Consider the following 21,982-nt stretch of genomic DNA (forward strand, 5'->3'; position numbering starts at 1 on the left):
GACGTCGACCTTTCGCTCGACGATGCGCCCCGACATCGGCGAGCGAAAGGTCGACGTCGGCACCGCGGTGGGCAAGGAAGGCGACCCTTCCGACCTCTACACCGTCGCCGACCTCTCAACGGTGTGGATCGAACTTGCCGTTCCGACCTCGGAACTCGCCAAGGTCAAGGAAGGCGCGTCCGTCACGGTCGCGCCGGGCCAGGAGGGCGGCGTGCAGCACGAGAAGGGCAAGGTCGTCTTCGTCAGTCCTTTCCTCACCGCCGACACGCGTGCCGCCAAGGTCATCGTCGCCCTGCCGAACAAGGACATGGCCTGGCGTCCGGGCACCTACGTCACCGCCGAGGTCGAGATCTCGCGGGATGCCGTTCCGGTGAGCGTGCCCAAGGCGGCCCTCCAGACCGTCGAGGGCAAGCGCGTCGTCTTCGTCCGCACAGACGAGGGCTTCGAGAAGCGCGAGGTCGAACTCGGGCGCTCCGACGACGACGCCTACGAGGTCGCCTCGGGTCTCAAGCCCGGCGAGGCCATCGCCGTCGGCAACACCTTCCTCCTCAAGGCCGAGCTCGGAAAGAGCGAAGCCGACCACGCGCATTGAGGGGACGGGCCATGATTTCGAAGATCCTCGACTTCTCCGTCCACCAGCGCTGGCTCGTGCTGCTGCTGTCGCTGCTGGCGGCCGGATTCGGTGGCTATGCCGTGACCAAGCTGCCCATCGACGCCGTCCCGGACATCACCAACAACCAGGTCCAGATCAACACGACCGCGCCCTCGCTCTCGCCCGTCGACATCGAGAAGCAGGTCACCTACCCGGTCGAGACCGCGCTCGCGGGCATCAAGGGGCTGGAATACACCCGCTCGCTCTCGCGCAACGGCTTCTCGCAGGTCACCGCCGTCTTCGCGGAGAAGCTCGACATCTACTTCGCGCGCCAGCAGGTCGCCGAACGCCTCTCGCAGGTGAAGCAGGACCTGCCGCCCGGCGCCGAGCCCGCCATGGGCCCGATCTCGACCGGCCTGGGCGAGATCTACATGTGGTCGATCCACTACGCCAAGCCGGGCGAGCGCCAGGTCTCGGCCGCGGGTAAGCCCGGTTGGCAGCCGGACGGCAGCTACCTGACGCCGGAAGGTCAGAGCCTCAGGACGGAACTGGAGCAGACCGCCTACCTGCGCACGGTCCAGGACTGGATCATCCGCCCACAGATCAAGACGGTCCCGGGGGTCGCCGGCATCGACGGCATCGGCGGCTTCGAGAAGCAGTACCACGTCCAGCCGGACCCAACGAAGCTCGCCGCCCGCGACCTGTCCTTCGGTGACGTCGCCCGCGCCCTGGAGACGAACAACGCCAACCAGGGCGCCCGCTACCTGGAGGACAACGGCGAGGGCTACGTCGTTCGCGCCGCCGGGCGCCTGGAGAGCATGGACGAGATCGGCGACGTGGTCGTCGCCACCCGTGCCGGCGTCCCGGTGCGCATCCGGGACATCGCCGAGGTCCGCATCGGAAAGGACTTGCGCACCGGCTCCGGCAGCGAGAACGGCCAGGAGGTCGTGATCGGCACGGCCCTGATGTTGATCGGAGACAACAGCCGTAAGGTCGCCGCCGCGGTCGACGCACGCATGGAGCAGATCCGCAAGTCGCTGCCGCCGGGGGTCGAGGTGCAGACCGTCCTCGACCGTACCCGCCTCGTCGAAGCCACCATCAAGACCGTGGCCAAGAACCTGTCCGAGGGCGCCGCCCTCGTCATCGTCATCCTGTTCCTGCTGCTCGGCAACATCCGCGCGGCCATCATCACGGCGCTCGTCATCCCGGTCGCCATGCTGATGACCATGACCGGGATGGTCGAGGCGAAGATCTCGGCCAACCTGATGAGCCTCGGCGCGCTCGACTTCGGCCTGATCGTCGACGGGGCGGTCATCATCACCGAGAACGCCCTGCGGCACCTCGCCGAGAAGCAGCACGAACTCGGGCGGAGCCTCGACACCGAGGAGCGCCTGCAGACGGTGCGGGCCTCGGCCGAGGAGATGATCAAGCCCTCCCTCTACGGGCAGGCCATCATCATCCTGGTCTACGTCCCGCTCCTGACCTTCACCGGGGTGGAGGGCAAGATGTTCGAGCCGATGGCGCTGACAGTCATCATCGCGCTCGTGGCCGCCTTCGTCCTCTCGCTGACTTTCGTGCCCGCCCTGATTTCCATCGTCATCACCGGCAAGGTCACCGAGGAAGACAACTTCATCATCCGTGCGTTCAAGGCAGCCTACCGCCCGGTGCTGGCCGCTGCGGTCCGCGCGCCCGTCGCCTTCGTCGTCGGAGCGCTCCTGCTCCTCGTCGGTGCGGGAATCCTCTCCACACGCCTGGGCACCGAGTTCATCCCGCAGCTCGACGAGAAAAGCATCGCGCTCAACGCCACACGCATCCCCTCGACCTCGCTGACCCAGTCCCAAGCGATGCAGCTGAAGGTCGAGCAGGCCGTGTCAAAATTCCCGCAGGTTGCCTACGTCTTCTCGAAAACCGGCACGGCGGAGGTCGCATCGGACCCGATGCCGCCGAACTCGTCGGACACTTTCGTCATCCTGAAGCCTCAGGAGGAATGGCCCGACCCGAGCCTGTCCAAGGCGGACCTGCAGGAGCAGATCGAGAAGGCGGTCGGCGAACTCGCCGGCAACGTCTACGAGTTCTCCCAGCCGATCCAGCTGCGTTTCAACGAGCTCTTGGCCGGCACCCGCGGCGACCTCGCCGTGAAGGTGTTCGGCGAGGAGTTCGAGCCGATGCTCAAGGCGGCCAATCAGGTCGCCCAGGTGCTGCGCGGCATCACCGGGGCCGAGGACGTCAAGGTCGAGCAGACCGCCGGCCTGCCGTTCCTGGAAATCAAGATCAACAAGGCCGAGGCCGCCCGCTACGGGCTCAGCGTCGGCGCCATCCAGGAGGTCATCGGCGCGGCCATCGGCGGCAAGGATGCGGGCGTGGTGTTCGAGGGCGACCGGCGCTTCCCCATCGTCGTGCGCCTGAACGACAAGGTGCGCGAGGACCGCGAGGCATTGGAGAACATCCCGGTGCCGCTTCCTCCGGGGCTGAACGGACGGGCGAGTTCGGTCCTGCTCAAGCAGGTGGCGTCGTTCTCGGTGACCGAGGGGCCGAACCAGATCTCGCGCGAGAACGGCAAGCGTCGGGTCGTGGTGACGGCCAACGTGCGCGGCCGCGACATCGGCTCGCTGGTGGCGGAGGCGCAAGGAAAGGTCGCCGCACAGGTCCAGCTTCCGTCCGGTTACTACGTCACCTGGGGTGGCCAGTTCGAGAACCTCGCCTCCGCCAAGCAACGTCTCATGATCGTGGTGCCGGTCTGCTTCTTCCTCATCTTCCTGCTGCTCTACTCGGCGCTGGGCTCGCCCCGGGACGCCCTGCTGGTGTTCAGCGCGGTGCCCCTGGCCCTGACCGGCGGCATCGCGGCGCTGTGGCTGCGGGGCATGCCCATCTCGGTGCCGGCGGCGGTCGGGTTCATCGCGCTCTCGGGCGTGGCGGTGCTGAACGGCCTCGTGATGCTGACCTTCATCAAGCAACTCGTCGCCGAGGGACGGCCCAAGCGCGAGGCCATCCTCGAAGGCGCCATGATCCGGCTGCGGCCGGTGGCGATGACGGCGCTCGTCGCCTCGCTCGGCTTCGTGCCGATGGCCATCGCCACGGAAACCGGCGCCGAGATCCAGCGGCCGCTCGCGACCGTGGTCATCGGTGGCCTGATCAGCGCCACCTTGCTGACCTTGGTCGTCCTGCCGGCCCTGTACGCGCGCTTCGGCAGGGTCGAGACCACGGCAGCGGCTGAGCGCCCGGCGCCGTCGGTTCCTCGCCAACTCAAGGCGGCGGAGTAGCCCCGATGGGAAGGGTCCGGTCGGGCATGCTCGTGTGGTTCGGCTTGACCATGGCCGTTCAGGCCGAGCCGACCAAGATCGTCGGCATCGGTGCCGCCTCCTGTGCCCGGTTCGGCGCGGATGCCGCGGCGCAGCCAGCCATGGAGCGCGACTACTTCGCCTGGGCGCAGGGGTTCATGAGCGGCGCGCTGATCCGGGCGCCGGACGGGGTCGACGAGGGCTTGGACCTCGCGCCGCCCTCCATGCCCTTGGCCGCCCAGGCGGACTTCCTACGCACGTTCTGCGCGGCCAATCCGGCCACCGATTACTCGGACGCGGTTCGTGCCCTCTACCACCGACTGCGTGGACCCGCGTCCTAGGAACCGGGTCCGACGGGAGACCGAGCGATGAGGTGGCACCTGCGCGTCCTTCACGCGGCCGCATTCGCGGTCGTCCCGGCCCTCGCCGCCGATGCGGGCGAGGCGCCGTTCGGCCTTGCGTGGGGACCGCTCTCCGAAGTGCCCCGTCCGCTGAAGGTCGACCGCGAGGCGAACTTGACGGCCCTGTACTACCCGCAGGGTTGGCGGCCGGCCACGGGACCCGGGACGGCCGAGGTCATCCTGGTGATCTGCCGGACCGAGGGGCTGCAGCAGGTGGTCTGGGTCGGCGTGCCACTCTCCGGCGACGACCTCGCGAAAGCGCGTCGGGCCATCCACGACGAAGGCGTTCGCCGTTACGGCGAACCCGAGCCGGGACCGACGGCGGATGCGGAACTCTGGCCCGGTGGGCAGGCGCTGCTGGCCAGCCGCGAAACCGCGGACGGACGGCGCGAACTCGTCATGACGACGTTCGGCCCCGGATACCAGGCCTGTTCCGGGACGCACCACGTCGAGGCCGGGCATCCGGCTGGCGCACACGTGGCCGACCTGATCGGCGGAATCGCGCCCTGAAACCCGCGGTCGGACACATCATCGCAAACCTGGGATCGGCATATGGGACACGGACACGCACACGGCGGCGGCCATGGGCATTCGCACGGCGGCGGCATTCCCTCGGGCTCGGCTGCGGCCCGCAACAAGGGACGCCTCGCCTGGGCGCTCGGGCTGACCTTGACCTACATGTTCGCCGAGGTCGTCGGCGGCCTGCTCACCGGCAGCCTCGCGCTCCTGGCGGATGCCGCGCACATGGTCACGGACGCCGGCGGCCTCGCCCTGGCGTTGCTCGCCATTCACTACGCGGCCAAGGCGCCGACGGCGGGCAAGAGCTTCGGGTATATGCGCTTCGAGATCCTCGCGGCGCTCGCCAACGCCGTCGTGCTGCTCGGGGTCACCGCCTACATCCTCTACGAGGCCTATCGGCGCTTCGTGGAGCCGACCGAGATCCTCGGCTGGCCGATGATGCTGGTGGCGCTGGTTGGGCTGGGCGTGAACCTCGCCAGCATGAAGCTGCTGTCGGGCGGCTCGTCCGAGAGCCTCAACGTGAAGGGCGCCTACTTCGAAGTCTTTTCGGACATGCTGGGCTCGGTCGGCGTCATCCTCGCGGCCCTCGTGGTGATGGGCACGGGCTGGACCTGGGTCGATCCTCTCATCGGCGCCGGCATAGGCCTGTTCATCGTACCCCGGACCTGGCGACTGCTGAGCGAAGCCCTTCACATCCTGTTGGAGGGCACGCCTCCCGGCGTGGACCTCGCCGCCCTGAAGACCGAGATCGAGGCGATGCCGGGGGTGCGCCGCGCCTACGACCTGCATGCCTGGACGTTGACGTCGGGCTTCGACGCGATGAGCGGGCACGTGGTGGTCGACGACGTCGCCGGCGGGCCGGCGGTGATCCGTGCCGTGCGGGGCCTAATGAAGGAGCGGCACGGCATCGAGCACGTCACCGTCCAGGTCGAGGACGAGGCACTCTCCGCGGAGTTCCCGCACCTTCCCGTCTGAGGCGGCGCGGCCATGGTAGGCAAGAAGCTGGCCCGGGAAATCGAGAGATGGGAGTCCAAGCCGCGCGGCAGGCGTCGTGCCCGTCCGCACGTCAGAAGGCGGGCGGGACGCGACCTCGTCAAGGTGCTGGCGGTGTGCTTCCTGCTCCTGGGCTTCCTGGTGCTCCTGGGCCATTTGTCCTGACCCGGAGGTAGCCGGGCCGAGGCGGCCTGCGCGGAAGGAACCGCACGGGCCGCCCCACCGACGGCCCTACTGCTTCTCGAACCGCGCCTGGATGTTGTGCCCGTGCATCTTCGCGGACAGCACGACCTTCGCTCCCGCCGCCAGCGGGGCCTTAAGGTCGGCCATGAGCTTGTTCGGCGCCCCCGGCTTCAGGGTCAGCGTCTCCGTCTTGCCTCCGACCTGCACGAATGCCTTGGCCGAGAGGCCGGCGGTCTCGACCGGCTTGCCGTCCTCACCGGTCACGAAGAAGGTGATGCCGGTCTCGGTCGCGACGAACTCGACGGGATGTCCATCGGCGACCGTCGTCTGGCCGCCGTTCGGGCCGGCGGCGAGGCAGGGCGACGCGAGGGCGATGGCGACGGCAACGACGGCGAGGCGGAAGGGGGAGCGCATGACGATGTCCTTTCTCGGGGGTCGGGAAGGTCTCAGAACGCCTCGACGGGCGAACTTCTCGGTGCCTCGGGTGAAGCCTCGGGGCGGTGACGGGCCTCGTCCCGCAGCCGCTCCAGGGGCTTGCGGCCGAAGGTCAGGAACAGCACCGGGGTCAGCACGGTGTCGAGCAGCGTCGCACTGATCAGGCCGCCGAAGATCGTCACCGCCACGGGGTGCAGGATCTCCTTGCCCGGCGCGTCGGCGCCGATCATCAGCGGCACCAGGGCGACGCCCGCCGAGAGCGCCGTCATCAGGACCGGCGCCAGCCGCTCCAAGCTGCCGCGGATGACGAGGTCGCGCCCGAACGGCATGCCCTCGTGGATGGCAAGGTTCAGGTAGTGGCTGATCTTGAGGATGCCGTTGCGGGTGGCGATGCCGGTCAGCGTGATGAAGCCGATCATCGAGGCGACCGAGAGTGGTTGCCCGGCTATCCAAAGGGCGGCCACCGAGCCGATCAGGGCGAGCGGGATGCTGCCTAGGATGATCAGCGTGAAGACGACCGAGCGGTAACGGGAGTAGAGCAGCGCGAAGACCAGGGCGAGGGAGAGCAGCGACAGCAGGCCGATGGTCCGGCTCGCCTCTGCCTGGGCCTGGAAAGAGCCCTCCAGGCTCGTGGCGTACCCGTTGGGCAAGTTCGCCGCGGCGACCTTCTCCTGGATGGCCTGGACGATCTTTCCCATGTCGGAGCCGGGTTGGGTGTTGGCCTGCACGACGATGCGGCGCCGGGCGTTCTCGCGCAGGATCTGGTTCGGCCCGTCGGTCTCGCGGATGTCGGCGATCTGGCGGGCCGGCACCCAGCCGGACGGGGTCTCGATGAGGAGGTCGCCGAGGCGCTGGGTCGTGCGCATCGTGTCGGAGAGGCGCATCACCACGTCGAAGCGGCGGTAGCCGTCCACCACCCGCGAGACCACCTGCCCGTTCGACAGGCGGCTCAACTGCTCGACCAGGGCCGCGGGTTGGACGCCGTAGAGGGCCGCGCGGGCATAGTCGACGCGAATTTCCAACTGGGGGATGAGCACCTGCTTCTCGACCTGGAGGTCGGCGAGGCCGGGGATGTCCGAGAGCCGCGCCCTCGTGTCCTCGGCGAGCGCGCGCAGGGTGTCGAGATCCTCGCCGAAGATCTTGAGCGCGATCTCGGCGCGCACGCCCGAGAGCATGTGGTCGAGCCGGTGCGAGATCGGCTGGCCGACGTTGACGCTGACGGGCAGCACCGCGAGGCGCCCGCGGATGTCGGTGACGAGTTCGGGCTTGGGTCGCGACCCCGGCTTCAGGTCGATCTCAAGGTCGGAGGAGTGGACGCCTTCCGCGTGCTCGTCGAGCTCGGCCCGGCCGGTGCGGCGACCGATGGACTTCACGTCCTGCATCTCCAGGAGCAGCCGTTCCGCCACCAGTCCGATCCGGTTGCTCTCGGCCAGCGAGATGCCGGGGTTGAAGGTCATGTTGACCGTGAACGAGCCCTCGTTGAACGGCGGCAGGAAGGTGCGTGGCAGGAAGGTCGCCGCGAGCCCGGCCGCCGCCACCGCCAGACCGGCGACCGCCATGACCGGCCGGCCATGCCCGAGCAGGCCGCGCAGCAGGGCGGCGTTCCCGCGCTTAAGCCACTTGAGGAATTGGCTGTCATGCTCCTCCAGTCGCTTGAGGCCCGGCAGCAGGTAGTAGGCCAGCACCGGCGTCAGGGTGATGGAGACGAGGAGGCTCGCCAGGATCGAGACGATGTAGGCCTGACCCAGCGGGGCGAAGAGCCGGCCCTCGATGCCCGACAGGGCGAAGAGCGGCACGAACACCAGCACGATCACCATAGTGGCGTAGACGATGCCGGAGCGCACCTCGTTCGAGGCCTCTACCACGACTGTGAAGACGCTTTTGGGGTTACCCGCTTTACGGTTCTCGCCGAGTCTCCGAAAAATGTTTTCGACGTCGACCACCGCGTCGTCGACGAGTTCGCCGATGGCGATGGCGAGGCCGCCAAGGGTCATCGTATTGATCGACAGCCCGGCGAGGTGGAACACGACCGCGGTCGCCAGGATCGAGACCGGGATCGCCGTGAGCGAGATCGCGGTGGTGCGCACGTTCAAGAGGAAGGCGAACAGCACCACCGCGACGACGACGACGGCCTCCATCAGCACCGTCTCGACGTTGCGTATCGAGGTCTCGATGAAGTTCGCCTGCCGGAAGATGAGCTGGTCGGCGCGCACGCCCTTGAAGGCGCATGCCTCGCCGACGGGTTCGGCCACGGACGGACCCGTCCGATCCGAGCTGCCCTTGCCCGCGTCGGGGCCGCAGGCGTTCAGGCTGGCGGTGATCTCCGCGAGGGCCGTCTCGACCTCGCGGGTGAGCCGCACCGTGTCGACGGCCGGCTGCTTCTCGACCGAGACCACGACCGCGGGCGCGCCCATGTAACCGGCATCACCCCGCTTCACCCGGGCCGCGAAGGAGACCTCGGCCACCTGCCGCAGGTAGATCGGTCGGCCGTTGACGGTGGCGACGACCATGTTGCGCAGGTCGTCGAGGCTCATGCTCCGGCCGAGGTTCCGGATCAGGTACTCGCGGGCGTACTGGTCGGTGAAGCCGCCGCCGGTGTTGGTGCCGAACTGAGCCAGCGCCGTCTCCAGTTGGCCATGGGTGACGCCGAGCGCCCGCAGGGCCGTGGGCTGGGGCGCGACGCGGAACTGGCGCACCTCGCCGCCCATCGGGATCACCTGGGCGACGCCGGGGATCGAGAGCAGGCGTGGTCGGATGGTGAAGTCGGCGAGTTCCCGCAATTGCATCGGCGAGACCGTGCCGCCGTTGAGGGCGACCATCACGATCTGGCCCATGATCGAGGAGACCGGACCCATCATCGGGTTGACGTTTGGGGGTAGTTGCGGGCGCACCATCGCGAGGCGCTCGGCGACCTGCTGGCGGTTGCGGTAGATGTCGGTGCCCCAGTCGAACTCGACGTAGATCACCGAGAGGCCGACGCCGGACACGGAACGCACCCGGGTCACGCCCGGCAGGCCGTTCATCTGCGTCTCGACCGGGAACGTGACGAGCTGCTCGACCTCCTGGGGGGCGAGTCCCTCGGCCTCGGTCATGATCGTCACCGTCGGCCGATTGAGGTCCGGGAATACGTCGACCGGAAGCTTGGTCGCGGTGAAGGCACCGTAGATGACGAGCACCGCGGCAAGCGCCAGTACGAGGAGGCGGTTGCGCAGGGATTGCGTGACGAGGAGCGTGAACACGGGTTGGCCTCCTCAGCGGACCTGGTTGAGGAGTTCGGCGCCTTGGGTCACGATCCGCTTGCCCGCGGCGAGCCCGGAGACGACCAGCACCTGCCCCGCATCGAGCGGCTCGACCCGCACCTCGCGGGGCTCGAAGCGCTCCGGCGCGGTGTGCTCGTAGACGATGCTTTGGCCGTTGCCGCCACGCACCACGCTCATGCGCGGAAGCGCCAACCCCTTCTGCTGTGCGTCGGTTGCGGCCAGCACGGTGACGAACTGCCCGGTCCGCAGTTCCGACGGCGCGCCTTCGACGGCGAAGTGCATCGGCACGGCTTGGCTGCGGTCGGCGAGCCCTGCGCCCATGTAGGCGAGGCGCAGCATGCGACCGTCGGCAAGGCGGGCGGTGGCGTGCTGGCCGCCGGTGAGGGCGTCGAAGCTCAGCGCCTCGATCCAGAGGCGGGTCGGGTCGACGATCTGGAACACCTGCACGCCGGGGCTCGCCATCTGCCCGGCCACGGCGGTCGCCTCGGCGATCACGCCGTCGACCGGCGCCTTGAGTGCTTCGGGCTGCTGGCGGATTGTGTCGAGGGCGGCGCGGCGGTCGAGCAGACCCTTCAGCTCGGCCTGGGCGTCCTCCAGTTGCACCTGCGATACGGCGCCGCCCGGTGCGAGCTTGCGGTAACGTTCGACCCGTCGCTCCGTGACTGCGATCTGCTGGTCGAGTTCGCCCTGGCGTTGGCGCATGTCGGAGGCGTCGACCGCCTGCACCGGCGGCGTGACATAGGCCAGCACCTCGCCCTTGCGCACCCGCGTGCCGAGCCGCGGGAAGATCCCGGATTCCGGCGGCGAGAGCCGGCCGCCGACCGAGGACTGCACGACCCCGCTGGCACTCGGATCGGGCACGATGCGCCCCGGCAGCTCGACGGTGCGGCGCATGATGTCGGAGGATGTCACCACCGTGCGCACGGCCAGTACCCTCTGGGTGGGCTTGGGCACGAAGATCGACCCGTCCGGTTGACGTCGCGCCAAGTCCTGTCCCGCCGGCGCCGGGGCGGCCATGAGGGTGGTTTGCGATCCGGGGGCACTCCCGTGACCGTGCCCCTCGCCCGCGAAGGCGCGCGGCGCGAACGCGAGGGCGACGATGAGGGCGACGAGGGCAGTGGCCGGCAAGTAACGGCGCCCCTTCATCAGGAGCGTGACCGCGATGCCGAGAAGGAAGCCGGTGCCGCCGATGGCCAGCGGCAGCGGGTCGGCCTCCTTCAGGTGGCGCTGAAAGTCGTGGGCCGCGGCGAGGCCGGATGCCCACGCGGAGACACCCGCCTCAGACTTCGGCGGCGGTGCCTCCCGCACCGTCAACGTGACCGGAAACATGTCGGTTGAGCCTGCCGCGGTCACGGTGAAGAGCACCTCGTGCTCGCCGGGGTGCAGGCTCCAATGTGCATCGACCGCGTAGCTGCCGTCCGGCATGGGCGAGGCGGTGAGGGAGCCGTCCGGCGTCTCGGCTCGGACGACGGCGTCCGTCACAGGCTCGTTGGTGCCCACACGGTCGAGGAACACGGCCAAGCGGCCGCTTCGGACGATGGCGACCAATTCGAGCGCGTCGGTGCTCGACGTACTGCGCGGCGCTGTAGCCGCCGCCGGAGCCTGCGCCTCGTTGCCGTGGTCGTGCCCCTCATGGGCGACGGCGAGCGTCGGCGCACCGGCCCAGAGGCCAAACGCCAGGAGAGCCGTCCGCAGGGCGGAGGCGTAGAGAACACGCATGGGATGATCGAGCCTTCGCGTAAAGGAGGCTGGCGGCTGTCGTTCACGGACAGCCGCTCAGGGCGCGCGTTGGAGCGCGGACCTCAGGCGAAGGTTCGAGGGGGTTCAGGAAGCGTCTCAGGAACCACGCTGTCGAACGTGACTTTGCGGACGCCAGCCAACGTTCGCTCGGGCTTCCAGGCAACCACGACGGTCAAGCAGTCCCAGCGCGCGAACGACGCTGGGCAGCAAAGGCCGCAAGGACCAGCCACCGACTCTTCGGCGCTTCGGTCGGCATGGCCCACCATGTCGTCAACCTGACCTGGCCCTCCAGTCACTTGGTACCCGACCGAGACGGACGTGTCGTGTCCGACGTGAAGCTCCCCCGCGTGCGAGTGTCCCGCACCCGCCACCGAAAAGGCGGCAAGCGACACGATCTGGAAGACCGTGAGCAACGAACGCCAAAAGGACCGGGTGGCCGACATGATGCGGGGTGCATAGCACATCCACGCGGGCAGACCATGAGCTATTTGGCGCTCAACGAGTGGCGCCCCGACGAAAGTCCTTGGATGTATCCGCCCCAACCGTTCGGTCCGGTGAGCGAGGTTCAAATCCGGGCACCGGCGGGGCCGGCCGCCGGTAGGGGGTTAGGTCCCGGCCGCCATTCCGGCCGCCTTGGTGTCAGGGGTGAGGTTGTTCGCGTGCAGGGCGCGACTTCGCCCGCCGGGCTTCGTGCTCGGAGGCCATGGCCTCCGTCAGCGCGTACACTCTGGTCGCAGATTGGGAACAAACAAGGAACCTGGCGGTTGCGACTCCCGAAGCTGGGCTTAACCGGTCTGACTGGGCGTCGGACGCGATCCAGCCTCGCAAGATGGGCTCCATTCCAGGACCATCCCGGCTGCAGGAGGGGGGCGTGGCTAAGAACATCGTGGTCTTCTCGGATGGCACCGGCCAGGAAGGTGGCCTCCGCGAGGAACAGCGCCTCAGCAACGTCTACAAGCTCTACCGCGTCTGCCGGGTCGGGCCGGACAGCGGCATCGACCCGCGCGAGCAGGTCGCCTTCTACGACGCCGGCCTCGGCACGGACGGCTCGGCCCCGGGTTTCGTCGGTGCCTACCGCCGACTGCAGAAGCTGCTGTCCTCGGTGACCGGCCTGGGCATCACGAAGAACATCGCCGACTGCTACGAGTTCGCCATCAACCACTACGAGCCCGGCGACCGCATCTACCTGATCGGCTTCAGCCGAGGGGCCTACACGGCCCGTTGCGTGGCCAACGTTCTGTTCCTGTGCGGCGTCCCGACGAAAGTGCCGGGCGGAGACCTTCCACGCTTCCGCAAGGCGACGCGGGACATCGCGGATGAGGCGGTGATCAAGGTCTATGAGTACGGCGCGGGTTCACCCCGGGGCGGCGACTACGAGAAGGACCGGTTCGAGTTGGCGAGGCGATTCCGGCGCAAGTACAGGTCGGGTGACGACCTTTCCTCGAACGTGGCACCGCACTTCATCGGCGTGTTCGACACCGTCGCCTCGCTCGGCGCGACCGGACCCAAGTGGTGGGGCATCGCGGCCGGCCTGACGATCCTGGCCGTGCTGGTTGCAGCCGTGCCCGCCGTCCTGTCCGACCTAGCGTTCGGCACCGGCTACTGGCGCCCGTTCCTGGCCACCCTCTCGCTCACTGCGGCGTTCGTCCTCTGGCGTTGGCTGCCGACAGCGGTCAAGACCATCACCGACTCACCGGTGAACGGGAAGGCGCGCTGGCACATCGCGCAATGGCGCTCCGGGAACTACGACCAACTGCTGAGCGGCCATGTCGGCTATGCCCGGCATGCCCTCTCCATCGACGAGACCCGCGCCGACTTCCCGCGGGTCAGGTGGGGCAGCCGGGACGGGGTGCGGAAAAAGGTCCAGGGCGAGCCCGATCCGCTCATCCAGATGTGGTTCGCCGGCAACCACTCCGACATCGGCGGCAGCTACCCCGAAGCCGAGAGCCGGCTGTCCGACGTCGCCTTGCAGTGGATGGTGGAGCAGGCCACCAAGATCCCGGATCCGCTTCGGGTCGACGGGATGGTGTCCGGAGAGCCCGGTACCGGCCGGCTGCACCTGCATCCGGCGTCCGATGGCATGCAGCACTGCGAGGTCGCCGGCATGCACGACTCCATCGCCGGCATCCTTCCCCGCTGGCTGTCCCGTCGCATGGGATGGCTGGGATGGCCGGTGAAGGTCCGGGAGATCCCGGAGGATGCCCTGGTCCACCCGAGCGTCAGGGAAAGATTCGATCTGGCCGAGGTGACCCAATGTGATGGGAAAGGTCCCTATAGGCCGTTGGCGTTGGCGAACCACCGGGACTTCAGGACCGCTTATGCGCCGGGCTCGCCAAACCCAGGGGCAGCGAAATCCGGCATCGTCTAGCAGACCAATCTGCGATTGCAGTTGCTTGGCCATCCGCGAAGCTGCGGACCGACTACGAGGGATGGAATGAGGCTCGACAGTTTCAGGGTCACCAATTTTCGCAGCGTCGAGGATTCGGAAGAGGTCACGCTCGGCGACATGGTCTGTCTTGTCGGCAAGAACGAGGCTGGCAAGACCGCCCTCCTTCAAGCCTTGGCCGGCCTGAATCCCCACCCGGCGACACCAACGGTATTCGATAGGGAACGGGACTACCCCAGGCGGCACCTGAACGAGTACGACGCACGGCATCCGAAGGAGGAGGGCGAGGCAATCGTCATCACGTCCAAATGGTCCCTATCGCCCGAGGATGTGGCGACGCTGGCCGAAGCGTTGGGCCCCGACTGTCTCCGGTCGCGTCAGATCACCCTCTCGCGCCGCTACGACGACGAAACCTTCCGCATCGACGTTCCGCTGAACTACCCGGCCATCGCCGAGTACCTGATGGCCAGCCACGGCCTCGGCGAAACCGTCAGGGAACCGCTTGCGGAAGCCACAACCACGGACATGCTCCGAAAGGCGTTGGAGGCGTTGGCGGAGCCGACGCCGGACCAAGTCGCGCTCCTGGAAACGATCAGGTCGTTCCCCGGCCAGAACGCGGTGGGTTTCGTTGGGAGCTACATCCGCTCCGTGACGCCCCAGTTCATGTACTTTTCGTATTACGACCGCATGGCCGGGCAAATCCGGGTCGACGACATCGTACGCAACGGGGACGCACCGTACCACCATCCCGGACATCCGCATGGAAACACGCATTTGGACGTCGGCGAGAGGGTTTTCCTCGACTTCCTCGAATTCGCCGGGACCTCGGTGGAGGAGATCAAGGCGTCGACGACCTACGAGTCGCTGAACGCCAAGTGTGAATCCGCATCGAACGCCATCACCGACCAATTGCAGGAATACTGGACGTAGAACGCGTTCCTGGAGCTTGAGGTCAGGGTCACGAAGGCGGAAGCGGGCGACCCCGCCCCGTTCAACGCCGGCGCGATCGCCCGCGCCCGTGTCAGGAACACCCTTCACAGGGTGACGGTGCCGTTCTCGGAGCGTAGCGCCGGGTTCATCTGGTTCTTCTCGTTCCTGGTGAAGTTCGCGCAGGTAAGCAAGCGTGGGGGCAACCAGATACTCCTGCTGGACGAGCCGGGGCTGACCCTCCACGGCAAGGCCCAGGCCGATCTGCTGCGGTACTTCGCCGACCGACTCCTGCCGAAGCACCAAGTGGTCTTCTCCACGCATTCGCCCTTCATGGTGCCGCCCGACGACCTGACGCTCTCCCGGATCATCGAGGACCAGGTCGAGCAGAAGCGTCCAGGCTTCTGGACGACGAAGGGTACCAAGGTCAGGGGCGACGTGCTCGCCACGGACCCGGACACCCTCTTCCCCCTCCAGGCCGCCTTGGGCTACGACGTCACCCAGGCGCTGTTCATCGGCAAGCACACCCTGCTGGTCGAGGGACCGGGCGACATCCTGTTCCTCAAGGCCCTGTCGGCTCAGCTGAAGCGACGGCGACGGACCGCGCTCGACCCCCGCTGGACGATCTGTCCGGCCGGTGGGCTCGACAAGATCCAGTCGTTCGTCTCCCTGTTCAAGGGCGCGAACCTACACCTGGCGGTGATGTCCGACAGAGCCCAGGGCGACAAGCGCAAGCTTGAGCAGCTCAAGGCCGCCGGTGCCATACCAGAGAGCCGCATCATGAATTATCCCGACGTGCTCGGCATCGCCGAGGGCGACGTCGAGGACATATTCGAGCCCGAGACCTATGTCGGCATTGTCAACGGCGCCTTCGAGCTCAAGGGGCGTTCCGCACTGACCCTAGCCAAGCTTGACAAGGATGCACCGGGCCCCGGCCGGCTGGTGAAGCGCATGGAGACGGTGTTCAGGATCCTCCCGGCATCCACGCCGGAATTCGACCACTTCAGCCCGGCTGATTGGCTCATCCGCAATCCCAGTTTCCTGGACGGAAACGGCCCTGGCGTCGTGACGACCCTCGACAACGGTGAGAAGGTCATCGAGGCCATCAACGCTGCTTTGCCACGGTAACCGGTCAACCCGACGCTTTTCACCGCGACAGGCGACCCGAGCGCCTCGCCCGCACGAAGGGCCGGCAACAGTCGTCAGTGGACGCTCTATTGCACCGTATATCCCTGCCATAACTGTGCCCGGCACCTCGTCACCGCCGGGGTGAAGCGGGTCTATTACGTCGAGCCTTACGTGAAGAGCCTCGCGGTCGAGCTTCACTCCGACACCATCGTTACGGAACTTCCGCAACGGCCCAAGGACGGAAAGGCGCCGACCCAGGCCCAGATGGTCATCGTTCCATTCACCGGCGTCGGCGAGCGAATGCATGAGGATTTCTTCATCAAGAAAGGTGATCTGAAGGACGAGCACGGCACGTTCGTGCCTCCCGGCGGGGGCCTGCCCGAACATGCCGTCCGGCTGCGTGACTTGGCCTCCGTCGAGAGGCGTGCCGCCTCCTTGGTCCCGGAAGCCTGACGATGGCCGAACGCAAGATCCTCAGCTTCCCGACCCGGGCGCTGGCGCCGCATGCCGTCCCGTCCATGCCGGACCTGCAATACACCCTCTTCCCCGGCCAGGACGACTGAGAGGGCGCCGTCGCCTTCGTCGACATCGAGGGGCTGACGGAGGAGCCTCTGCTGCGCCTGATTGCGACCAACGCCGCGCGGGCACTCGTCGATCTGAGGCCGCGACCCGTCTTCCAGCGTCCCCGCTTCCGGCACAAGAACGTCGTCTTCTACCTGCACGACCGGGACATCCGGTACGTCGAGTTCGCGCTGATGGCGCGCTGGCCATCCCGGGACAAGGCCGTTGCCGCGATGCATTCCTCCGAGGCATACGCCAAGATCGAGCCGGTCCTCGAACACGGGCTGGCCATCTGCCTCTACGACCAGTCCGCCGAGGACCTCGGCTGGCTCGATGAGATGCGGCGCCTGCTCAGGCATTCGAAGGGATATCGGGCCGAGGTGAACCCGCGCTCCTTGACCGGCATGCCGGTCTGAGGGGGTCTTCGACTTCCAACCGCTCGGAGACATGGTTGCCTTGTCCGGGAATCGAGTAGTAGACGGGTATATCAGCCTGCCTTAGGGCAATTGCGAGCTTATGTTGTTTTAAACGACACAAGAGGTTATTATGTCGATATAAGCGACGGGGCTTCCGCCGCCCGGGGGCGTTAAGTGGCTACGACGCACGGTGATCTGATCCTCACGCGAGGCGACCCGCAACGCGACCGGTCCCTTCAGCGGCAGGCCGCCGCCGGCAAGCTCCGGCGGGTCGGCGACGGCATCTATGCGGTGTGCAACGGTCGTCCCGTCGAAGAGATTGTCTGCGGCGGATGGGCTCCCATCCTCGCTCGATACGCGCCTGGTGCCGTGCTCAGGGGCCGGACTGCCCTGCAGAGGAATCCCTGGCGTGAGCGCGGGCCGGACGGGCGCGTCGTCTTCCCGGGCTGGGTGTTCGCGACCGATCCGCACGGGAAGGCCCGCAGGCGGTTGTCACTGCCCGGCTTGGAAATCAGAACCTTCCCCGGTCCAGGGCCGTTGGAGGGGGACATGTCCTTCCTCGGGGTCTACCTTCCGAGCGACGCGCGCGCCCTGCTGGAGAACCTGCAGGCATCACGCGCACGGAGTGGGCCTAGCCGCACCGTCGGAAGGGAAGGCGTCGAACGAGAGGTCGAGCGGTTGCTGAAGACCGCCCATGAGGACGGTCTCCGGGAGATCCGGCAGCGGGCCGAGTGCATCGCAGGCTCGCTTGGGGCGGAACAGGAACTGCAGGTCCTCCTCGATATCATCGGGACCATCCTCGGAACGCGCAAAGCCGGTTTGGTCGCAAGGGACGTGGCCGCGCGGCGCCGGCCGGACGACCCCTACGACCCCGAGTGCATGGAGCGCCTCAAGGTCTTGGCGATGACCCTCGGGCGCGTCGCGCCCGACTTGGCCGACCCGCACGTCGGTCCCGGCGAGCGGGACTGCACGTCATTCGTCGAGGCGTACTTCACCAACTACATCGAGGGCACGCGCTTCCTCGTCGACAAGGCGCGGCGCATCGTGTTCGAGCACGAACCGGCCGATGGGCGGCCGCAGGACGGTCGCGACGTGACGCAAACCTTTGCCCAGGTCGCGAGCATCGTGCCGGGCGAGGCGCGCGCATCGTCCGTCGATGAGTTCATGGCCGAGATCCGCGAGCGGAACGCGCGGTTGCTCGACGCGCGCCCCGACAAGAAGCCGGGCGAGTTCAAGGAGGATGCCAACAGCGCCGGCAACACCGTCTTCGTGTTGCCTGACCTCGTCAAGGGGACTCTGCGCGAGGGTTTCGCCATGCTGCGCGACCTGCAGGCCCCGTTCGCCCGCGGCGTGTTCGCCCACACCCTCATCGTCCTCGTCCATCCCTTCAACGACGGCAACGGTCGGACCGCCCGCATCATGATGACGAAGGAATTGGTCGGCGGGGGGAAGTCGCGAATCGTGGTGCCGACCATCTACCGGTCGGACTACATCGGGGGGTTGCGGGCGCTTACCGCACCCGGCGCCGCTCAAGCCGCGCCCCTCGTGCGCGCGATGCTGCGGTGCCAGTCCGTCACGGCCCGCATCGCTTCGCCGGACCTCGACGAAACGTTGCGCCTTTGGGCCTCGACACACGCTTTTCTGGAAGACGAGAAGAACGCGAGGTTCACCGACCCGAACGTCAACGTGGACATCGTATGGCGGCGAGGCATCCCGGCCCCCGCCTCCTACTGGCAGGAACTCGACTTGACGGCCCAACTCCAGGACGATGTCACCGGCCTGATACCCCTTGAACATCAAGTCGTATAGAACGACGATGACGCACTTCCAACGACCAAAAACTACAAAGGCCGCGTGATGACGTTCATGATGGTAGGTCGTTGCGTCACTCGCCTGCAAGGCCAACTAGGGGCGAGGTGCCGGAACGGGCAGTATGTGGTTTTGGGTCCGGCCACCACCGGCGATTCGGCAACGCGCCATCCGCATTCATCCCGAGCCATTTGGTGTATCGCAAGCCCGACGGTGATCCGTGCTGTCCGCTCGGCGCCGTCATGACGGCTCGCCATATGCCCAGTGGCGGCAGGTCGGACGCAGACGTCGGCACGTGGCCGGAAATCTCCCGAAACCCGACACCGCCTCCGAGGCGCCGATCCAGGGCTGCTTTCCTCAAGTCCAAAGGAATGCTTACGCCTTTAGGGTAAGCGACTTCTCACGTCGCTGTTGTCTCGGCTGCAGGCTAGGACCGGTCCGTGGCGCGGCTCAGTTCCGGCTCCGGCTTGCGAGCGGTCACGGCCAGCACCGCGCCATGAATGCTCCGACCCGAACAAGGCGACCCATGCGCGTGCTGCTGATCGAGGACGACCGCATGATCGGCGAAGGGTTGTCGCACGGCCTTGCCGCCGAAGGCTACTCCGTCGATTGGGTACGCGACGGCCCCATGGCCGAAACGGCGCTGCGGGTCGGCGGCCACGCATTGGTCCTGCTGGACCTCGGCCTGCCGGGCGCCGACGGCCTGCAGGTTCTCAGGTCCGCGCGGACGGCGGGCAACGACATGTCGGTGCTCATCATCACGGCGCGGGACGGACTCGACAGCCGCGTCGCCGGCCTCGACCTCGGGGCCGACGACTACCTGGTCAAGCCGTTCGAGATGCGCGAGCTGCTCGCCCGGATGCGGGCGATCCTGCGGCGCCGGGCCGGGCGGGCGACCGCGCGGCTCGTGGCCGCCGAGACCGAACTCGACACGGAGAGCCATGTGCTATCCCACGCCGGAACCGTCGCGGTCCTGTCGGCGCGCGAATACGCCCTCATGCACGCGCTCATGGAGCGACCGGGGCGCATCCTCTCTCGGGCGCAGATCGAGGAACGCATCTACGGGTGGGGCGAGGAGGTCGAGAGCAACGCGGTGGACGCCCTGATCCTCACGGTCCGCCGCAAGGTCGGCAAGGGCGTGATCCTCAACGTCCGCGGCGCAGGCTGGATGGTGCCCAAGCCATGAGGGCCGCCTCCTTGCGCCGCACGACGCTCGGCTGGATGACCGCCCTGCTCGCCGGAATCGGCTTGGCCGCGATGGTCGCGGCCTATGCCCTCGCGCGGATCGAGGCGGCCGATTTCCTCGACGGGCAGTTGCGGCAGGTCGCCCTCAACGCCGGTCCCGGGCTCCCGGACGCGGACGCGCCGCCCGCCGCCGACCAGGACCCGGAGGACCAACTCGCCGTCACCATCTGGAAGGACGGGCAGGTCCTGCGCGACGACCGCGGCGTCGACGTCCGCCACCCCGGCCGCACGGGATACGCGAACGTCGTCATGGGCGGCGAGCTCTGGCGCACCTACACGACCGCCAACGGCACCACGACGGTCCGGGTCGCCCAGCGCGACGTCGTGAGGGCGGAGTTCGCACGCAATGCGGCGCTCGGCGCCGTGGCCCCGCTGCTGCTCCTCGTCCCGCTGTCGTGGATCGTCGTCGGCTGGGCGATGAACCGGGCGCTCGGGCGGCTCGACGGCTTGGTGCATGACCTCGCCGGGCGCGGCGCCGCCGCCCAAGGCCCCTTGCCGACGCGCGGCGTGCCGACGGAGGTGGCGCCCCTCGTCGAGGCCATGAACGGGCTCATCCTTCGCCTGCAGGCCGCTCTGGCCGCCCAGAAGCGGTTCGTGGCCGACGCGGCGCACGAACTGCGTACGCCGCTTGCCGCGATGCAGATCCAACTCGACTCCCTCGGCGGGCCTGCCGGTGGCGGGGGCGACGCGCGGCGTATGGCGCTGGCGGACGGCCTCCGGAGGGCGAACCGGCTGGTGGATCAACTGCTCCGTCTCGCCCGGCTCGACGACGGTGCCGAGGCCCGTCCTGCATCCGTCGACCTCGGCCAGCTCCTGCTCGACTGCGTCGCCGACCACGTCGTGCTCGCCGAGCGCAAGGACATCAACCTGGGCGTGCATATCGAGACACCCGCGACGCTTCACGCGTCGGAGGACGAGGTCCGCGTCCTGTTCGCCAACCTGGTCGACAACGCCCTGCGCTACACGCCGTCGGGAGGCCAGGTCGACGTCCGTCTGCTGAACCGGAACGGTGCGTGCGTCGTCACGGTTCGGGACACCGGCTGCGGGCTGCCGCCGGGAAGCGAGGGCCGCCTGTTCGACCGCTTCTTCCGGGCCGCGCCACCGGAAGTCGAAGGCACAGGGCTCGGGCTCGCCATCGCCCGCCGCATCGCGGAGCGCAACGACCTCGGCCTGACGGTCGAAAACCGACGTGACGGGCAGGGGACCCTCGCAACCGTCAGACTGCCGGCCTGAGGCCGAGCCTGCGGCTCCTCCGGACGAAGCTCATTCTGCCCTCATTCTGGCTCGCTATCACCGTGCCCGACCATGACGGACGGGAGACGGGGATGAGCGAGATCCAGCGCCAGGTCTTGAACAAGGTACCGGAGGTCACCGCGGCCTTCTGGGTCATCAAGATCCTGTCCACGACCGTCGGCGAGACCGGCGCGGACTACCTCGCGGTGAACGTCGGCCTGGGTGCCGCCGTCACCGCCACCCTCACGGCCGGCCTCCTCGCGGCCGTCCTCGCCCTGCAGGTGCGCGAGCGGCGCTACGTGCCCTGGACCTATTGGTCGACCGTCGTCCTCGTCAGCGTGGTCGGCACGCAGGTCACCGACATCCTGACCGACAAGCTCGGCGTGAGCCTCTTCGTCAGCACCGGCGTGTTCGCGGCCGCCCTCGCCGCCGTGTTCGCCCTCTGGTACGCGACCGAGCGGACGCTCTCGATCCACGCCATCGTGACCCGGCGCCGCGAGGCGTTCTACTGGCTCGCCATCCTCCTGACCTTCGCGCTCGGCACGGCCGCGGGCGACCTGGCTACCGAGGCGCTGGGGCTCGGCTTCAATCTCGGCGTCGTCATCTTCGGCACGATCCTGGCCGCCCTCGCCCTCGCCTGGCGCCTCGGCGCGAACCCGGTGACGACCTTCTGGCTCGCCTACATCGTCACGCGCCCCCTCGGCGCATCGCTGGGCGATCTGCTGTCGCAGGCACGGGAATACGGCGGCCTCGGCTTCGGCACGGCCTCCACCAGCCTCGCCTTCTTCTCCGTCATCGTCGCCCTGGTGACGTCCCTGAGCCTCGTCTCCGGACGCCCTGGCGAGCCGGCCGGACAGCGGCGGGCCTGACCGTCCG

At 68.0% G+C, this 21,982-nt stretch carries 17 protein-coding genes and 1 pseudogene; 15 read left to right on the forward strand and 3 right to left on the reverse strand.

Features of this window, described 5'->3' with window-relative positions:
• From MFF54_RS15285 to MFF54_RS15305, 5 genes are all read left to right on the forward strand, one after another.
• The coding region (locus MFF54_RS15285) for an efflux RND transporter periplasmic adaptor subunit (protein ID WP_238303721.1) at positions 1 to 592 on the forward strand (592 nt) is incomplete at its 5' end.
• Between the two features lie 11 nt (positions 593 to 603).
• Positions 604 to 3,852 carry an efflux RND transporter permease subunit gene (locus tag MFF54_RS15290; RefSeq protein WP_003596840.1) on the forward strand — a complete coding sequence of 1,083 codons (3,249 nt, stop codon included), beginning with the start codon at positions 604 to 606 and terminating at the stop codon, positions 3,850 to 3,852.
• A 5-nt stretch (positions 3,853 to 3,857) separates the two neighbouring features.
• On the forward strand, positions 3,858 to 4,211 hold the full coding sequence (locus MFF54_RS15295) for a hypothetical protein (RefSeq protein WP_003596841.1): 354 nt from the start codon (positions 3,858 to 3,860) through the stop codon (positions 4,209 to 4,211).
• Between the two features lie 27 nt (positions 4,212 to 4,238).
• Complete coding sequence (locus MFF54_RS15300) at positions 4,239 to 4,781, forward strand: hypothetical protein (RefSeq protein ID WP_003596842.1); 543 nt, start codon at positions 4,239 to 4,241, stop codon at positions 4,779 to 4,781.
• Between the two features lie 42 nt (positions 4,782 to 4,823).
• Entirely contained in the window at positions 4,824 to 5,765 is a 942-nt protein-coding gene (locus MFF54_RS15305) for a cation diffusion facilitator family transporter (protein ID WP_003596846.1), read from the forward strand.
• A 249-nt stretch (positions 5,766 to 6,014) separates the two neighbouring features.
• Here MFF54_RS15305 and MFF54_RS15310 read toward each other — a convergent pair whose 3' ends face one another.
• The 3 genes from MFF54_RS15310 to MFF54_RS15320 are packed head-to-tail and all read right to left on the reverse strand — an operon-like array spanning position 6,015 to position 11,380.
• Entirely contained in the window at positions 6,015 to 6,380 is a 366-nt protein-coding gene (locus MFF54_RS15310; RefSeq protein ID WP_003596849.1) for a hypothetical protein, read from the reverse strand.
• A 32-nt stretch (positions 6,381 to 6,412) separates the two neighbouring features.
• Positions 6,413 to 9,640, reverse strand: a complete 3,228-nt coding sequence (locus tag MFF54_RS15315; protein ID WP_003596851.1) for an efflux RND transporter permease subunit — start codon at positions 9,638 to 9,640, stop codon at positions 6,413 to 6,415.
• 12 nt (positions 9,641 to 9,652) lie between these two features.
• Positions 9,653 to 11,380, reverse strand: a complete 1,728-nt coding sequence (locus MFF54_RS15320; protein ID WP_012455876.1) for an efflux RND transporter periplasmic adaptor subunit — start codon at positions 11,378 to 11,380, stop codon at positions 9,653 to 9,655.
• A gap of 892 nt (positions 11,381 to 12,272) precedes the next feature.
• On the opposite strand from MFF54_RS15320, the gene MFF54_RS15325 reads away from it, so the two are divergent.
• From MFF54_RS15325 to MFF54_RS15370, 10 genes and pseudogenes are all read left to right on the forward strand, one after another.
• On the forward strand, positions 12,273 to 13,769 hold the full coding sequence (locus tag MFF54_RS15325; protein WP_012455877.1) for a T6SS phospholipase effector Tle1-like catalytic domain-containing protein: 1,497 nt from the start codon (positions 12,273 to 12,275) through the stop codon (positions 13,767 to 13,769).
• A gap of 66 nt (positions 13,770 to 13,835) precedes the next feature.
• Positions 13,836 to 14,717, forward strand: a complete 882-nt coding sequence (locus MFF54_RS15330; RefSeq protein WP_003596854.1) for an AAA family ATPase — start codon at positions 13,836 to 13,838, stop codon at positions 14,715 to 14,717.
• A 111-nt stretch (positions 14,718 to 14,828) separates the two neighbouring features.
• The gene (locus tag MFF54_RS15335; RefSeq protein WP_017484342.1) at positions 14,829 to 15,842 is read left to right on the forward strand and encodes an ATP-dependent nuclease; all 1,014 of its coding nucleotides are present in this window, start codon (positions 14,829 to 14,831) and stop codon (positions 15,840 to 15,842) included.
• A gap of 84 nt (positions 15,843 to 15,926) precedes the next feature.
• Positions 15,927 to 16,013, forward strand: a pseudogene (locus MFF54_RS27905) (hypothetical protein); the annotation flags it as partial.
• On the forward strand, positions 16,014 to 16,295 hold the full coding sequence (locus tag MFF54_RS15345) for a hypothetical protein (RefSeq protein ID WP_231343942.1): 282 nt from the start codon (positions 16,014 to 16,016) through the stop codon (positions 16,293 to 16,295).
• A gap of 302 nt (positions 16,296 to 16,597) precedes the next feature.
• The gene (locus tag MFF54_RS15350) at positions 16,598 to 16,819 is read left to right on the forward strand and encodes a hypothetical protein (RefSeq protein ID WP_003596862.1); all 222 of its coding nucleotides are present in this window, start codon (positions 16,598 to 16,600) and stop codon (positions 16,817 to 16,819) included.
• A 174-nt stretch (positions 16,820 to 16,993) separates the two neighbouring features.
• Complete coding sequence (locus MFF54_RS15355; RefSeq protein ID WP_003596864.1) at positions 16,994 to 18,628, forward strand: Fic family protein; 1,635 nt, start codon at positions 16,994 to 16,996, stop codon at positions 18,626 to 18,628.
• A gap of 526 nt (positions 18,629 to 19,154) precedes the next feature.
• Positions 19,155 to 19,814: a response regulator transcription factor gene (locus MFF54_RS15360; RefSeq protein WP_003596865.1), complete on the forward strand. Its 660-nt coding sequence runs from the start codon at positions 19,155 to 19,157 to the stop codon at positions 19,812 to 19,814.
• Positions 19,811 to 21,106 (forward strand): sensor histidine kinase, encoded by a 1,296-nt coding sequence (locus MFF54_RS15365; protein ID WP_012455878.1) that lies wholly within the window; start codon positions 19,811 to 19,813, stop codon positions 21,104 to 21,106. The genes MFF54_RS15360 and MFF54_RS15365 overlap by 4 nt, the downstream gene beginning before the upstream one ends.
• A gap of 92 nt (positions 21,107 to 21,198) precedes the next feature.
• On the forward strand, positions 21,199 to 21,975 hold the full coding sequence (locus tag MFF54_RS15370) for a COG4705 family protein (RefSeq protein ID WP_003596870.1): 777 nt from the start codon (positions 21,199 to 21,201) through the stop codon (positions 21,973 to 21,975).
• The last annotated feature ends 7 nt before the right edge of the window (positions 21,976 to 21,982 follow it).

Origin of the sequence: Methylobacterium gregans (assembly GCF_022179245.1) — a bacterium.
GTDB classification, from domain to species: Bacteria; Pseudomonadota; Alphaproteobacteria; order Rhizobiales; family Beijerinckiaceae; genus Methylobacterium; species Methylobacterium gregans.

Coding starts and splice junctions, on each gene's coding strand:
- MFF54_RS15290 (WP_003596840.1), top strand. CDS start 604: ATGATTTCGAAGATCCTCGACTTCTCCGTCCACCAGCGCTGGCTCGTG.
- MFF54_RS15295 (WP_003596841.1), top strand. CDS start 3,858: ATGGGAAGGGTCCGGTCGGGCATGCTCGTGTGGTTCGGCTTGACCATG.
- MFF54_RS15300 (WP_003596842.1), top strand. CDS start 4,239: ATGAGGTGGCACCTGCGCGTCCTTCACGCGGCCGCATTCGCGGTCGTC.
- MFF54_RS15305 (WP_003596846.1), top strand. CDS start 4,824: ATGGGACACGGACACGCACACGGCGGCGGCCATGGGCATTCGCACGGC.
- MFF54_RS15310 (WP_003596849.1), bottom strand. CDS start 6,380: ATGCGCTCCCCCTTCCGCCTCGCCGTCGTTGCCGTCGCCATCGCCCTC.
- MFF54_RS15320 (WP_012455876.1), bottom strand. CDS start 11,380: ATGCGTGTTCTCTACGCCTCCGCCCTGCGGACGGCTCTCCTGGCGTTT.
- MFF54_RS15330 (WP_003596854.1), top strand. CDS start 13,836: ATGAGGCTCGACAGTTTCAGGGTCACCAATTTTCGCAGCGTCGAGGAT.
- MFF54_RS15350 (WP_003596862.1), top strand. CDS start 16,598: ATGGCGCGCTGGCCATCCCGGGACAAGGCCGTTGCCGCGATGCATTCC.
- MFF54_RS15360 (WP_003596865.1), top strand. CDS start 19,155: ATGCGCGTGCTGCTGATCGAGGACGACCGCATGATCGGCGAAGGGTTG.
- MFF54_RS15365 (WP_012455878.1), top strand. CDS start 19,811: ATGAGGGCCGCCTCCTTGCGCCGCACGACGCTCGGCTGGATGACCGCC.
- MFF54_RS15370 (WP_003596870.1), top strand. CDS start 21,199: ATGAGCGAGATCCAGCGCCAGGTCTTGAACAAGGTACCGGAGGTCACC.